The sequence below is a fragment of the Rhodococcus globerulus NBRC 14531 genome, from assembly GCF_001894805.1.
Lineage (GTDB): Bacteria > Actinomycetota > Actinomycetes > Mycobacteriales > Mycobacteriaceae > Rhodococcus_F > Rhodococcus_F globerula.
In genome coordinates this window covers 23,468-37,555 of sequence record NZ_BCWX01000010.1, presented here as the reverse complement: position 1 = coordinate 37,555, position 14,088 = coordinate 23,468, and the positions used below count along the sequence as shown (strand labels likewise).

General features: G+C 62.5%; 11 protein-coding genes. 6 read left to right on the top strand and 5 right to left on the bottom strand.

Annotated features, from left to right (window positions below):
* Window positions 1-80 precede the first annotated feature (80 nt).
* Entirely contained in the window at window positions 81-1,226 is a 1,146-nt protein-coding gene (locus tag RG2_RS28915) for a hypothetical protein (protein WP_033236375.1), read from the bottom strand.
* A 243-nt stretch (window positions 1,227-1,469) separates the two neighbouring features.
* Here RG2_RS28915 and RG2_RS28910 point away from each other — a divergent pair, with 243 nt between their 5' ends.
* A complete protein-coding gene (locus RG2_RS28910) occupies window positions 1,470-2,045 on the top strand; it encodes a TerD family protein (protein WP_033236300.1) in 576 nt (191 codons plus the stop codon).
* Window positions 2,046-2,184: 139 nt separating this feature from the next.
* Complete coding sequence (locus tag RG2_RS28905) at window positions 2,185-3,306, top strand: DUF475 domain-containing protein (RefSeq protein ID WP_033236299.1); 1,122 nt, start codon at window positions 2,185-2,187, stop codon at window positions 3,304-3,306.
* Window positions 3,307-3,486: 180 nt separating this feature from the next.
* On the opposite strand, the gene RG2_RS28900 is transcribed toward RG2_RS28905, so the two are convergent.
* On the bottom strand, window positions 3,487-4,128 hold the full coding sequence (locus RG2_RS28900; RefSeq protein ID WP_045068267.1) for a TetR/AcrR family transcriptional regulator: 642 nt from the start codon (window positions 4,126-4,128) through the stop codon (window positions 3,487-3,489).
* 68 nt (window positions 4,129-4,196) lie between these two features.
* Here RG2_RS28900 and RG2_RS28895 point away from each other — a divergent pair, with 68 nt between their 5' ends.
* The 3 genes from RG2_RS28895 (at window position 4,197) to dszD (ending at window position 6,421) form a co-directional block, all read left to right on the top strand.
* The gene (locus RG2_RS28895) at window positions 4,197-5,300 is read left to right on the top strand and encodes a membrane protein (RefSeq protein WP_033236298.1); all 1,104 of its coding nucleotides are present in this window, start codon (window positions 4,197-4,199) and stop codon (window positions 5,298-5,300) included.
* Window positions 5,301-5,316: 16 nt separating this feature from the next.
* The gene (locus RG2_RS28890) at window positions 5,317-5,790 is read left to right on the top strand and encodes a YbaK/EbsC family protein (protein WP_033236297.1); all 474 of its coding nucleotides are present in this window, start codon (window positions 5,317-5,319) and stop codon (window positions 5,788-5,790) included.
* A 61-nt stretch (window positions 5,791-5,851) separates the two neighbouring features.
* Complete coding sequence (gene dszD, locus RG2_RS28885; RefSeq protein WP_033236296.1) at window positions 5,852-6,421, top strand: NADH:FMN oxidoreductase DszD; 570 nt, start codon at window positions 5,852-5,854, stop codon at window positions 6,419-6,421.
* A gap of 60 nt (window positions 6,422-6,481) precedes the next feature.
* Here dszD and RG2_RS28880 read toward each other — a convergent pair whose 3' ends face one another.
* Window positions 6,482-7,927, bottom strand: coding sequence for an NAD-dependent succinate-semialdehyde dehydrogenase (locus tag RG2_RS28880; RefSeq protein WP_033236295.1), 1,446 nt, complete (start codon window positions 7,925-7,927; stop codon window positions 6,482-6,484).
* Between the two features lies 1 nt (window position 7,928).
* On the bottom strand, window positions 7,929-9,293 hold the full coding sequence (gene gabT, locus RG2_RS28875) for a 4-aminobutyrate--2-oxoglutarate transaminase (protein ID WP_033236294.1): 1,365 nt from the start codon (window positions 9,291-9,293) through the stop codon (window positions 7,929-7,931).
* A 128-nt stretch (window positions 9,294-9,421) separates the two neighbouring features.
* Between gabT and RG2_RS28870 the strand changes: the two genes are divergently transcribed.
* Window positions 9,422-10,939: a PucR family transcriptional regulator gene (locus RG2_RS28870; protein ID WP_033236293.1), complete on the top strand. Its 1,518-nt coding sequence runs from the start codon at window positions 9,422-9,424 to the stop codon at window positions 10,937-10,939.
* Here the strand turns inward: RG2_RS28870 and RG2_RS28865 are convergent.
* Complete coding sequence (locus RG2_RS28865; RefSeq protein ID WP_033236292.1) at window positions 10,916-14,044, bottom strand: NAD-glutamate dehydrogenase domain-containing protein; 3,129 nt, start codon at window positions 14,042-14,044, stop codon at window positions 10,916-10,918. The two genes, RG2_RS28870 and RG2_RS28865, sit on opposite strands and share 24 nt — an antisense overlap.
* Window positions 14,045-14,088: the final 44 nt, after the last annotated feature.

Below are 14,088 nucleotides of genomic sequence, written 5' to 3'. Positions count from 1 at the left end.
CGTTTCATGCCCCCCACTTGATTTTTCGGGTGTCCATCCCGATCCCCCGATCGGTCCCGACCTGCATATTCAGTTCTTGGTCAGCGTCTTCCTGCTTGCGTCCGCATCTTTTCGACGACTTCGGCAATGAACGCCGAAACCGAATCCAACTGCATGACATACGACCAGTAGTCCGGATGAGTTCCCGTCAGTGACGCAGCCGCCCGTTCGATCCGCGCCAACTGCGCATCGAGCACGGACCCCCATTCCGCCACCAAACCGTGATTGACGGCAAACATCTGCGCGTCTTTCAAACGAAAACGGACCTGACGCTCTTTTTCTGTCGGATCTGCCCGAACTGCCCGAAGTGTTGTCAAACGATCCGTCACAGCATCGACGCAGGCTTCCGCCTCGGCAAGATGAAGACGCGCATCTGCCATCAACGCCAACGCATGCTCCGGATTGCCCACATCCAAAGCCTGCATTGCCTCGTTCAAATCGGCAGCGGCGTTATCGATATGTTCACGACTCCGACTGCTGTTGTTGACCAGATCTGCTGAACTCGCGGCATTGAACTCCCGGAGCAATGCCGAATACGCAGGGTCGAGGCGGTCCACCCGCGTTCGCACCGCCGCCAGCCTCGTCGACACAGCCGACACCGTCGTCTGCGCATGTCGCTGTGTGGACGGTGCCTGGGCCAATGCTTCCGTGAGTGCTGCTGCCGCGGCGTTGACCCGCTCGGCTTCGACCCGGATTTCGTCTGCCCGCTCACCGTGTTCCGCCCGAGCGAGCGCGGCAACGGACGCGTCCAGATGCTCCGACGACGCAACTACCGACGGGTACTCGCAATAGCGCCGATCGGTATCACTCAACGCGCGGCGAGCGGCTTCGGCAGCCGTGCGCGCCTGCTGACCGAGAACCGGAATCGTGGACATCGTCGCCGTGGCCTGCTCGAGGTGGCTTCGATTGCCGTTGTAGAAGGCATCAATGCTTTGAGCTGCGGATACCAGTTCGGCCACCGACTTCTCGAAGGCCGCAGTGGCAGTGCGCGCATCACGATGGAGAGCTTGGTCGTTCCCGTACTGCTCGCTCGTGGACAGGTAGTTCGACACCGCCACGTAGCACTTGTCCCTCACCGGTTTCCAGGCCTCGCCCAGACCACGCTCGGGGAAGAGCTCGGTCGACGCTTTGACAGCAGCGGAAGCAATCGTCTGACGCTTGTCCATGTCGAGAAACGCCGAGACCATCGCAGTCTGCGCCTCCCGCGCACGACTGATCGACTCCTCCACGCTCACCCCCCGATTGAAGCGCTCCGACCATCTGCCTACCACGATTGAATCCTACGGGGCCGACTGCTTGCGCTTCCGTTTCGATTTCCACTGTTACCGCAGCCACACCCGAAGTGCCGTTAGGGTGGAGGAGGTAAACACATTCCCAAGACGGCCAATCGTCGTCGCGGGCCATGTCTCTTCTCTTGAAAGGACCCCTGAATGGGCGTCAGCTTGACCAAAGGCGGCAATGTCTCTCTCACGAAGGAGGCCCCGAACCTGACCGCAGTGGTTGTCGGCCTGGGCTGGGACGCACGTTCCACCACCGGCGCAGCCTTCGACCTCGACGCCAGCGCAATCGGCGCAGGTGCAGACAAGAAGGTCGTCTCCGACCAGCACTTCATCTTCTTCAACAACCTGCGTTCGCCCGACGGCTCGATCGAGCACAAGGGTGACAACACCGACGGTGAAGGCGAAGGCGACGACGAGCAGATCGACGTGAACCTCGCCGCTGTTCCGGCCAACATCGAGAGCGTCGTCTTCCCCGTCTCGATCTACGACGCAGAAGCACGCTCGCAGTCCTTCGGCCAGGTCCGCAACGCGTACATCCGCGTTGTCGACAAGTCCAACGGCAACGAACTTGCCCGCTACGACCTGTCCGAGGATGCCTCCACCGAGACCGCAATGGTCTTCGGCGAGCTGTACCGCAACGGCGCAGAGTGGAAGTTCCGCGCTATCGGCCAGGGCTACGCCTCGGGCCTCGCGGGCATCGCACGCGACTACGGCGTCAACGTCTGATAGTCGACCTACCGTCGAGCTGACCAAAGGGAGAGTTCCGCAGTACGCTGTGGAACTCTCCCCGGCTTCGTATCGATTGCGGTGAGATAACCGCTGCAGTAACCACTGCGCACTGACCAACTAGAAAGGGCCACGCTCCGTGGTACTGCGAATATTCGGTTTATCGATCGGCATTTCGATCATCGCGATGATCGTCGCGTTCATCTACGGCGGACCCGAGGCTCTGTTCCTCGTTGTCATCCTGTCAATTCTGGAAATTTCGCTTTCCTTCGACAACGCCGTCATCAATGCCACCGTTCTGCGAAGAATGAGTGATTTCTGGCAGAAGATCTTCCTCACCGTCGGCATCGTCATCGCGGTGTTCGGTATGCGTCTGGTGTTCCCGCTTGTCATCGTGTGGGCGGCATCGGGCCTGGGTCCGATCGCGGCACTCGACCTCGCGCTGAACCCGCCGGCCGACGACGCCGCCTACTTCCCCAACGGCGATCCGAGCTACGAAACACTGATCACCGACGCTCACCCGACCATCGCCGCCTTCGGTGGCATGTTCCTGCTGATGCTGTTCCTCGGCTTCATCTTCGAAGAGCGTGAGATCACCTGGCTGTCCTGGCTCGAGAAGCCCCTTGCGCGGATCGGCAAGCTGGATCAGCTCGCTGTTGTCGTTGCCGGCCTCACTCTGGTTCTGGCAGGTTCGTTCCTCGCCGCAGACGACAAGGTCACGACGGTCATGATCTCCGGCGTGCTCGGCATGATCACGTACATCGCCGTCAACGGGTTGGGTGAACTCTTCAACCTTCCCGAAGAGGACGAAGACGAAGAGACCGTCAGGTCCGGCGGACCCACCGAGCTGGCCAAGGCAACAGGTAAGGCCGGATTCTTCCTGTTCCTGTACCTCGAGGTCCTCGACGCGTCCTTCTCCTTCGACGGCGTCATCGGCGCGTTTGCGATCACCTCGGACCCGATCATCATCGCTCTCGGCCTCGGCTTTGTCGGCGCGATGTTCGTCCGCTCCATCACCGTCTTCCTCGTCCGCAAGGGCACGCTGTCCGATTACGTCTACCTCGAGCACGGCGCTCACTGGGCCATCGGCGCTCTGGCCGTCATCCTGATGGTGTCCATCGGTGTTCACATCAACGAGATCATCACCGGCCTTGTTGGTGTCTTCTTGATCGGCGCGGCCTTTATCAGCAGCGTTATCCGAAACAAGCGGATCGCGAACGAAGATCCGAAACTCGACGAGAACACTCCAGCAACAGTCTGAGTTTCTTTGCTCGAACGCCCGCGGCCGATTCCGGTCGCGGGCGTTTTGTTTGCTATGCCGGAATTGATGTGGTTGCCGCGCGGCTAATGTTCAGCCGCGCGGCCAGTTGTCCCTGCGGGCGCACAATTGGCGCGCGGCACCGAATATCCGCGACTGCGACGCCACCCAGACGCCGATGCGTTAGCTGGTAGGCAAACCGGCCCGCGCGACTGCGCCTGCAAATAGAGCGGTCACTGCGGCGCCCATTGCTTGTTGATCGACTTCTTCCGGGTCCACGGAGTGTTCGAGAACCAATCCGGATATCAAGGCCATCAACGAGATTGCGGTAGTCCGCACATCGAAGGCATCCTCGACGCCCCATTCCCGGGCTCGCGCACCGATCAATTCCACTAGTTGACTGCGTAGGTGCCGACGCTCTCGGAGGTATGCCTGGGCGATCTGGGGGTCACGTCCGGCGAGGACTCCGAATTCGAGGACGAGCAGCAACCACCCGGGGTTGCCCGCCATCCACGACGCGATTGCCTCGCCGCTTTTGCCGGCGGCGTCGGTGGGGCTCATGCCCGCGATCTCGGCGAGCACCCTTCCGGCAAGTTCGAGTGACCGTTGCGCAAATAGTTCGGCAAACAGGTCTTGCTTGGACTCGAAGTTGGAGTAGACGGCGCCCTTCGTGAAGCCCGCTCGGCGGGCCACTTCGGTGAGACGTGCAGCACTGAATCCTTGCTCCCCAAATTCTTCCGCCGCAGCGTCGAGCAGTCTTTGCCGCACAACATCGCGTCCGGGGCGGGTTACCGGCACGAAGTCCGGTTGACGGGATTCGGTCACGATACCTAGAGTATTCAATACCTCGGGTATTGACAAGCTCTTTACTTTCGACAAGATCAGGACTCATCGTGACCACAACGCATCCGGCACACGCCGCACCGGAAACACCCACGCCTCCGCACGAACACCCCAGCGACAACTTGCTGGCCAAATACGGCGCCCCGAAAGTCATGGTCGCGCTGTTCGTCGGCATGATCCTGCTCCAGATGGGCTTCATCCTCAGCTATGTCGCCGCGTTCCATCAGCCGACGCCACGTGACATCGAGATTGTGGTCATCGCAGATCAGGGCACACCGGCCGGCATGGATCAGCAGATCGCCGACAAGCTCAACGCCATCGACGGCAGCCCGCTCGACGCACGCGTTGGCGACAACACCGCCGCAGCGCGTCGGATGCTCCACGATCGCGAGATCCAGGGTGCGTTTGTCATCAATCCGGCGGGAGCCGACACCCTGATCACCGCCAGTGCGGGCGGTAGCTCCATTGCAACGTCACTCGAATCGATCTTTGCCCAGGTCGAGAGCAGCCAGAACCGCGAGTTCGTGGTGCGCGACGAGATCCCGGTGGGCGCTCACGACAACCGCGGCCTGTCCGGCTTCTACCTCTCGATCGGCTGGGTTGTGGGCGGCTACCTCTTTGCCGCAGCAATCGGCCTGTTCATCGGTGCACCGAAGACGCTTCGCCAGGCAGCTGCGCATACCGGTGTGATCGCCGTGTACTCGGTGATTTCCGGGGCGTTTGGCGCACTCATCACGTCGCATGTTCTCGGGACCTTTGCCGGGCACTGGCTCCCGCTCTCACTGCTGGGAAGTGCCGTCGTGTTCGGTACGGCAATGTTCACGGTCGGACTCCGCGCGGCAATCGGCGTTCTCGCCGTCCCGTTGGCGATCGCAGTGTTTGTCATCCTCGGCAATCCCAGTGCCGGAGGCGCTTTCGGCTCGAATGTGCTCCCGTCGTTCTATGCCGCGATCGGCCGGTGGATCACTCCGGGCGCCGGCACCGAGGGTGTTCGAAGCATCGTGTACTTCGGCAACGTCGGAGTCGGCCAGCCCGTGCTGACGCTTTTCCTGTACGCCGTGGTCGGCGCCGCCATGTTGTTCGGATTTACAATCAGGAAGAACCGAAAGTCCGCCGACACAGTGCCAACTCCGGCTGTGACAATCGCCGACTAGTCCTACTCTTGAATTCATGACGAGCCTCCTCCACCCCAACGCCTCGCACGTCGCCGAAACCCTGATCGCTCGCGGTCATCACGGCGTCATCGTCACGCAAGCCGACGCGACGCACACTGCCGAAGAAGCAGCGGCAGCTGTCGGGGTGGAGGTGGGCGCGATCACCAAGTCACTCGTCTTCCTACTCGACGACGATCCAGTGTTGTTGCTGGTCTCAGGCGCGCACCAGGTGAATCTGCAGGCAACGGGTGAGCGCCTCGAAGGCAAACTGACCCGGGCTCCGCTGGAGATGGCCAAGGCCGCAACGGGTCAACCCATCGGCGGAGTGGCGCCGCTCGGGCACCCCACCAACCTGCCGACGTACGTCGACACCGCGCTCGAGCAGTATCCGATCCTGTGGGCCGCGGCGGGCCATCCGAACACAGTCTTCCGCACGACGTATCCGGAACTGCTGCGCATCACGGCCGGCCTTGCCGTGGATATGGACTAAGGACGGTCAGACGCGCGCTTATAGTGGGTCGAAAGACCAAATTTCCCACCGGAGAGCCCCGTTGACTGACACGCCGAACGATATTTCCAACCCAACCACACCCGACGCGACCACCGCGCCCGAGTTGTCCACCGGCATCTGCGCCGCCGACTACCGGGCCGCACTGGGCCGTCACCCCGCGGGAGTCACTGTTGTCACCCTCGACTCCGGCACCGGACCGGTAGGGTTCACGGCGACCTCGTTCTCGTCGCTCTCGCTCGAGCCGCCGCTCGTGTCGTTCAACATCGCGGAGACGTCGTCGAGCATCACCGCCCTGAAGGCCGCAAAGTCCTTGGTGATTCATCTTCTCGGTGAACACCAACAACATTTGGCCCAGCGCTTTGCGCGCAGCGCCGATCAGCGTTTTGCCGATCAATCACTCTGGGCTGTCCTCGATACCGGCGAGCCGGTTCTGCACGGCACGCCCAGTTGGATGCGCGTCACGGTCGATCAGTTGATTCCGGTGGGCGACCACACCCTTGTTGTCGGGCTTGTCACCCGAGTTCACGCCGACGAAGACGATGATTCCGCCGCGGCGCCGCTTCTTTATCACGAGGGCAAGTACTACCGCCCCACTCCGCTGGGACAATAACCTCGAACAACGAAGGCCTCGCCGGGAATCCGGCGAGGCCTTCGTTGTTCGCGGAAGAACTTACAGCGCTACGTACTTGGTGTCGAGGTACTCGTCGATACCTTCGGTTCCGCCTTCGCGACCGAAGCCTGATTCCTTGACACCACCGAACGGTGCTGCGGCATCGGAGATCGCGCCGCGGTTGACGCCGACCATGCCGGTGTCCAGCTTCGCCGAGACGCGCATCGCGCGATCGATGTCACGGGTGTAGAAGTACGCCACAAGCCCGAACTCGGTGTTGTTCGCTGCGGCGATGGCTTCGTCTTCGGTGTCGAAACCGACTACGGCTGCAACAGGTCCGAAGATTTCTTCCTTCAGCAGGCGCGCGTCGGCGGGCACCTGGTCGAGAACGGTCGGGGTGAAGAAGAACCCCGGGCCTTCGGGCGCCGATCCACCGGTGCGAACGCGCGCACCCTTGGACACGGCGTCGTCGACGAGTCCGGTGACGGTGGCGAGTTGCTTGGTGTTGATCAGCGGGCCGATGTTGGTACCCTCGGCGTCACCTGCGCCCACCTTCAAGGCCGCAACCTTGGCGGTGAACTTGTCGGTGAATTCTTCGCGCACCGAGTTGGCAACGTAAATGCGGTTAGCTGCGGTGCACGCCTCGCCGCCGTTACGCATCTTCGCAAGCATCGCACCGTCGACAGCTGCATCGATGTCGGCATCGTCGAAGACGATGAACGGAGCGTTGCCACCCAGTTCCATGGACGTGCGGAGAAGCTTGTCAGCGGCATTGCGCACCAACAGCTTTCCGACGCCGGTGGAACCGGTGAACGTAACCTTGCGCAGACGTGCGTCTTCCATCAGCGGTCCGCTGATAGCTGCGGCGTCGGAGGTCGGGAGGATCGAGAGCACACCGTCAGGCAGGCCGGCGTCGGCAAATACCTGGCCGAGAAGCTGCATGGTGAGCGGAGTGTCCTCGGCCGGCTTGACGATGATGGTGCAGCCGGCCGCAAGTGCCGGTCCGATCTTTCGGGTTCCCATGGCCAACGGGAAATTCCACGGCGTGATCGCCAGAACCGGTCCGACGGCTTCTTTGGTGACAAGGATGCGACCGTTACCGGCCGGAGCCTGTGTGAAACGTCCACCGATGCGGACGGCTTCCTCACTGAACCAACGCAGGAACTCGCCACCGTAGTTGACCTCACCGCGACTCTCGGCCAACGACTTACCCATTTCCAGGGTCATCATCAGCGCGAAGTCCTCGGCGCGGGCGTGCAACAACTCGAACGCGCGACGCAAGATCTCGCCACGGTTCCGAGCAGGCGTCGCGGCCCAATCATCTTGTGCCGCAGCAGCGAGATCGAGGGCGCGGATACCGTCAGCTGCAGTGGCGTCGGCTACCTGAGCCAACTCTTCGCCGGTTGCCGGGTTGTAGACCGCAAAGGTCTTCTCGGCCGGCGTGAGCTTGCCGCCCAGCCAGAGACCTTGGGGTACGGAATCGAGAAGTTCCGAGACGTTCGACATGTCAGTTCTCCTGTGCTGCAGTGCGAATAGCAGACTCGAGGACGGTCAGGGCGTCGTCGAGCAGTTCTTCGGAAATGACCAACGGAGGGAGTAGACGAATGACGTTACCGTAAGTGCCGCACGTGAGGATCACAACGCCTGCCGCGAGGCACGCAGCTGCGATGGCCTTCGTGATGTCGGCATCCGGCTCCTGTCCGCCGGGCTTGACCAGCTCGATGGCGAGCATGGCGCCGCGTCCACGAACGTCGCCGATGACGTCGAGTTCCTTTGCCAGCGCGTTCATTCGACCGACGACGGTGGTCTCGATGGTGCGGGCGCGACCACAGAGGTCCAGCTCGTGCATCTGGTCGATGGATGCCAGCGCCGCGGCGCAGGCGACGGGGTTACCGCCGTACGTGCCGCCGAGACCGCCCGGGTGGACTGCGTCGATCAGGTCGGCGCGGCCTGTGACAGCTGCGAGCGGCATGCCGCCGGCGATGCCCTTGGCAAGCGTGACCAGGTCCGGGACGATTCCCTCGTGGTCGCTGGCGAACCAGGCACCGGTGCGAGCAAAGCCTGCCTGGACCTCGTCGGCGATGAAGACGACACCGTTTTCCTTGGCCCACGCGACGAGCGTCGGGAGGAATCCTTCTGCGGGAACGATGAATCCGCCCTCACCCTGGATGGGCTCGATGAGGATGGCTGCCGTGTTCGACGCGCCGATCTGCTTCTCGATCATCGTGATGGCGCGCTGTGCGGCCTGCTCACCGGTGATCTTCGAACCGTCGACGTTCAGGCCCTCGCGGTACGGGTAGGACATCGGAACGCGGTAGACCTCGGGGGCAAAGGGACCGAAGCCACTCTTGTACGGCATGGATTTTGCCGTCAGTGCCATCGTGAGGTTGGTGCGGCCGTGGTACGCGTGATCGAACACCACAACGGCGTCGCGACCCGTTGCGTGACGCGCGATCTTGACGGCGTTCTCGACGGCTTCGGCGCCGGAGTTGAACAGAACGGAACGCTTCTCGTGGTCACCGGGGGTGAGTTCGGCCAGGCGCTCGGCGACCTCGATGTAGCCCTCGTACGGAGCGACCATGAAACAGGTGTGGGTGAAGTGTGCAACCTGATCCTGAACTGCGGCGACAACAGCCGGGTTGGATGCACCGACGCTGGTCACGGCGATACCGGCACCGAGATCGACGAGCGAGTTGCCGTCGACATCGACGATCACTCCGCCGTCCGCGTCAGCGACGTACACCGGAAGGGTGGACGCGACGCCTGCGCCGACAACCTTCTTACGACGCTCTGCGAGCGCAGCCGAGCGCGGGCCCGGGAACTCCGTGACGATGCGACGTTCCTGCGGAAGCCGGTATTCGATTGCACTCATGTGACCACCCTCTCGGTTGTGTATTGCATTCGAGTATGCGACGCGCGAGCACCATCGAGCAGTGCCGAAATGGATATCTACCTACTCAGGCCTACTCCATATCGGCAGCTCCCGCTAGCCTTGAACTCGTGACCGTTCCGATCTCCTGGCTACTGCGTCAGAAGCACCTGTCGCTGACATTGCTGACCGACCCGTCCTCATCCACTCAGCCGGTCACGTTTGCACAGGCCACAGAGCTGACGGACCCCACTCCGTGGCTCTCGGGCGGGGAACTGGTGCTCACCACCGGGCTTGCATTCGTGGGCGCTACTGCCACTGATTTTGCCGACTACGTCGACCGTTTGGCGTCGGCGGAAGTGTCAGCACTGGGGTTCGGAACGGGACTTTCTCACAAAGAGGTCCCGCCGGAGCTTCTCGCAGCTGCCCGCGGTCGCGGACTTCCCCTGCTCGACGTTCCGTTCACCACCCCGTTCGCGGCAGTCACCCGCGCGGTGATGACCCGGCTGAGTCAGCAGGAGTACGAGTCCGTCCTGCGCGCGGCAGAAGTACAGACGCGCATCACCCGAGTTGCGCTGCGCGGCGGTGTCTCCGCGATCGTGCGCGAACTGGCTACGGCGACAAAAACTTCGGTTGCGTTTGTCGGCGACCGCATTACCGCCGTACATCCCGCAAATCAGAAGTCGCTGATCGCCGAGGTGCGTGCCGTGGCCGCGACAACTCGCGATCCCAATGCACCGGCATCGATTTCGCAGAGCACCCCCGAGCGGACGCTTACGCTCTCCCCAGTCGGCGTGACCGACAGTTGGCACGGCTACCTTGCACTGGCCGGTTCTGGACCACTGAGCAACATCGACAGAGTGCTTCTCGGACATGCTGTTTCACTGTTGACCCTGGAACTCGAGAAGCCAGTGCGCCTGCGGGCCGAACGATCCAAGCTGAACTCGATGGCATTCGGACTGCTACTCGACGGACGAATCGCCGAAGACTCCGTGCCGTCGTATCTCGGCGAAGCGAGCGACACCAACGGATTGGTACGCGTCGTCCACATCCGAGGATCAGCGCTGGGACCTGCTCTACGCGAGCTGGACAGCGCACTTGCACGCGCAGGAAGACCTCTTTTTGCCCAAGTGGAGAACACCGCACTCACCGTGCTGCTTCGTGGCACCGATACCGTCGACACCGCACAAGCGCTTCTGGCGCAGCTGTCTCCGAGCGAATCCAAAGCTGTTCGCGCCGGGATCAGCACGCCGCACCCAATCCTCGACGCTGCGCGCGCACTTGTCCAAGCCCGCGCTGCAGCCAACCTCACAACGGCTACAGCGCGCATTCTCGAATTCGATGCACTGACGGGTTCGACGATTCTTGCGTCCGAACCCGCAAGAGAAGCGCTTGTTGCCATGGCCGCCGACACGATTCCCGTGCTGACCGAACACGACGACAAACACGGAACAGCCCTCGCGATCTCGCTCCGCGCCTACCTCGAGGCCAACGGCCAATGGGAATCTGCCGCTTCCGAACTCGGTATCCACCGGCACACTCTCCGAGGTCGCATCACCCGCGTCGAAGAACTCTTGCGATGCGACCTCGGCGAGGCCAGGGTCAGAGCTGAACTGCTGCTGTCGCTACTCGCTTGGGAGAGCCGCTGACAAGAACGACGATGTGCCGCGGATCAGCAGTTCGAGTTCCGCGTCGACGGTGCACAGTCGCGCAGTGTCGAGCGAACCGCTGCGGCGAACACTGGACATCAACGTCGTAAATCGGTGCACAGCATCGAGATTGGCGCTCGACCACCGCTGCACCACACCGTCGCGATCGTCGTCGAGAGCACCTGATACCAGATCCGCAAATCGCGTCGTCAATCGAGCATGAACGGCAGCGCTGCCCATGACCTCCCAGTGTGAAGCTCCGACGGCAACGTCGACGCCGCCGAGTACGTCACCCAGATCAAGCTCTGCAGCGAGCTCACGGTAGACGGTCGCAGCCGCCTGGACCGACGTATTCTCCTGCAGTGCAAGGTCGGCCAACGCCAGAGCTCCGAAGGACACCTCGATACGTTCGCTCGAGTTCAGCCCCGCCGTGAGTTCGCGCACCGGCCCCGACCATCGATCGATGTCTGCCCGCGGGTTCACCGCAAACCGTCCGGCCGCTCCTGGCCGTCGCAGCACCCAGCTCATTTCGGACTCGAGCAACTGTTGCAGTCGATCAAGTGCCTGAAGTTGTTCGGCAGCATCAAGATCGGAGTTCAGAATGTCGCGGCGCAGACCCTCGGTGCCGAGCACCTCACTGACCACCGCATACGCCAACGACGCTTCCGGACTGCGCACACCCAAGTGCTCTTCCAGCCGGAACAGCACACCCGGCCCTACGCGGTTGACCAGTTCGTCGACCACCGAAGTGATGATGATGTCGCGTCCGAGCCGGTGCGCCTGCACAGCCTCTGGCGCTGCCTCGACCACCGACGGCGGGAAGTACTGCGTCAGCCGGTCGGCAAAGATCTTGTTGTCAGGGGCCTCGGAAGCACCCAACTCGGCAGTCAGCACATTCTTCGACTGAGCAACCAGCACAGCAAGTTCGGGGCGAAGAAGCCCCTGACCTGCCCGGGCCCGCACGGCAAGCGACTTGGCATCCGGCAGCGATTCTTCGACGCGTTTCATGGCGCCCGCCGCAATCAGATTCTCGATCAGCCGCTCATGCTGGTCGAGAAGTGCCGGCGCTCGATGCTCGGCCAGGCTGATGGCAAGGGTTTGGTCCTCGCTGGCCTTCAGTACCGACGCGGCTACCTCGTCCTGGGCCGACGCCAGAAGCGCATTTCGTGAGCCGGAATCCAACCCCGCAAGAGCGATCTTGATGTTGACCTCTCGGTCCGACGTCGCAACACCGGCCGCATTGTCGATGAAGTCGGCGTTGATTCGTCCACCGCCGGCAGAGTATTCGATCCGCGCGCGCTGTGTGAAACCGAGATTGCCGCCCTCCCCCACCACGCCGGCACGCAATTCGTCCGCACTCACACGAACACCGTCGTTGGACGGATCGGCCGCGTCGACGTTGCTCTCGCCCGACGCCTTCACATAGGTGCCAACGCCCCCGTTCCACAACAGGTCGACCGGCGCACACAGGATCGCTCGGATCAATTCCTGCGGGGTGAGCTTCTCCTCGGTGATTCCGAGTGCGTCGCGGGCCTCGCGCGGAAGACTGATGGACTTTGCGCTGCGCGGCCACACGCCGCCGCCGCTCGATATCACGGTGCGATCGAAGTCGTCCCAGGACGAGCGCGGCACGGTGAAGAGGCGGGCGCGTTCACTGAACGTGGCCTCCAGGTCCGGGTTCGGGTCGATGAAGATGTGGCGGTGGTCGAACGCCGCAACCAGACGAATCTTGTGCGAGAGCAACATTCCGTTGCCGAACACGTCGCCGGACATGTCGCCGATCCCCGCGACGGTGAAAGGATCAGTGTCGACGTCCACACCACGTTCGGCAAAATGGCGTCGCACAGCCACCCACGCGCCGCGGGCGGTGATGCCCATGGCCTTGTGGTCGTAGCCGGCCGAACCACCCGACGCAAAGGCGTCGCCCAGCCAGAAACCACGCTCGATCGCAATGCCGTTCGCCACGTCGGAGAACCGGGCGGTTCCCTTGTCCGCTGCCACGACAAGATACGAGTCTTCACCGTCGTAGGCGATCACTTCGGCCGGATGTACCGGCGAGCCGTCGACGATGTTGTCCACCACGTCGAGCAGTCCGCGAATGAACGTGCTGTACGACTCCTGCACCTGGTCCGGTGTGGGCGTGGATGTTCCGCGCACGACAAAAGCGCCCTTGGCTCCGGTCGGAACGATGGGCGAGTTCTTGACACTCTGGGTTTTCATGAGGCTCAAGGCCTCGGTGCGGAAGTCCTCGAAGCGATCGGACCATCGCAGGCCGCCACGGGCCACCGACGAGCTACGCAGGTGAACGCCCTCGACGTTGGGTGCGCTGACGTAGATCTCGCGGAACGGAACGGTTTTCTGCGGCGTCGACAGAACCTGGGAGTCGATCTTGAACGACGCATACGACAACGGATTGCCGGCGCCGTCGCGCAGGTACCAGTTGGTCCGCAATGTTGCCTGGAGAAACGAGCGAACACCGCGAAGAACCCGATCTTCGTCGAGAGTGTCTGCGCTGTCGACCAACTCGTCGATCAAGGTGATCGCGGCGGCAACCGCCACACTGCGCTTCGGCACTGCCGGGTCGAATCGCGCAGTGAACAGTCCGAGTGCCGCCCGAACGAATAGGGGCTTCGCTTGCAATACTCCCACGATGTAGCCTTCGGACAGCCCGATGCGTGCCTGCGCGAGGAACCGGCACGCCGCGCGCAGCAACTCTGCGTCACGCCACGTGATGTCGGCTCGGCCGATCAGGCTGGAGAAGTTGTCCATCCGGGTCCTACCGGCAACAACAGCTTCGAAAGCCGAGGCCATCTTCTCGAGTGCACCGCCGTCGAAGGCGCAGGGCTCGAAGGTGAAATGATGCGCCGATCCGAGAACTGTCGGAAGCGGGCGGTGCGTCGACACTCGAAGTCCGAGGGATTCGAAGTTCTCGCACAGATCGGAGAGGGAGGGCTCTCCGGACGGCCACAGAACCACGCCGGTCAGTTCGTCGCCCTGACGAAATACCAGTCGTTGCCCTGCTGCTGCCAACTCGGCAACCAGTCCCAACGCTGGATCCGCTGAGTCCGCGAATTCTGACTTGGTTGCCGTTGATGTGCTCGCCATTGAACACCCTCCTGGAAAGTATTGGATCCGAACACTTTCCAGTG

Bases quoted from the DNA above. Each gene is read 5' to 3' on its own strand.
- RG2_RS28890 (WP_033236297.1), top strand. From the start codon at position 5,317: ATGACGAGCCTCCTCCACCCCAACGCCTCGCACGTCGCCGAAACCCTG.
- RG2_RS28880 (WP_033236295.1), bottom strand. From the start codon at position 7,927: ATGTCGAACGTCTCGGAACTTCTCGATTCCGTACCCCAAGGTCTCTGG.
- gabT (WP_033236294.1), bottom strand. From the start codon at position 9,293: ATGAGTGCAATCGAATACCGGCTTCCGCAGGAACGTCGCATCGTCACG.
- RG2_RS28910 (WP_033236300.1), top strand. From the start codon at position 1,470: ATGGGCGTCAGCTTGACCAAAGGCGGCAATGTCTCTCTCACGAAGGAG.
- RG2_RS28865 (WP_033236292.1), bottom strand. From the start codon at position 14,044: ATGGCGAGCACATCAACGGCAACCAAGTCAGAATTCGCGGACTCAGCG.
- RG2_RS28915 (WP_033236375.1), bottom strand. From the start codon at position 1,226: ATGGTCTCGGCGTTTCTCGACATGGACAAGCGTCAGACGATTGCTTCC.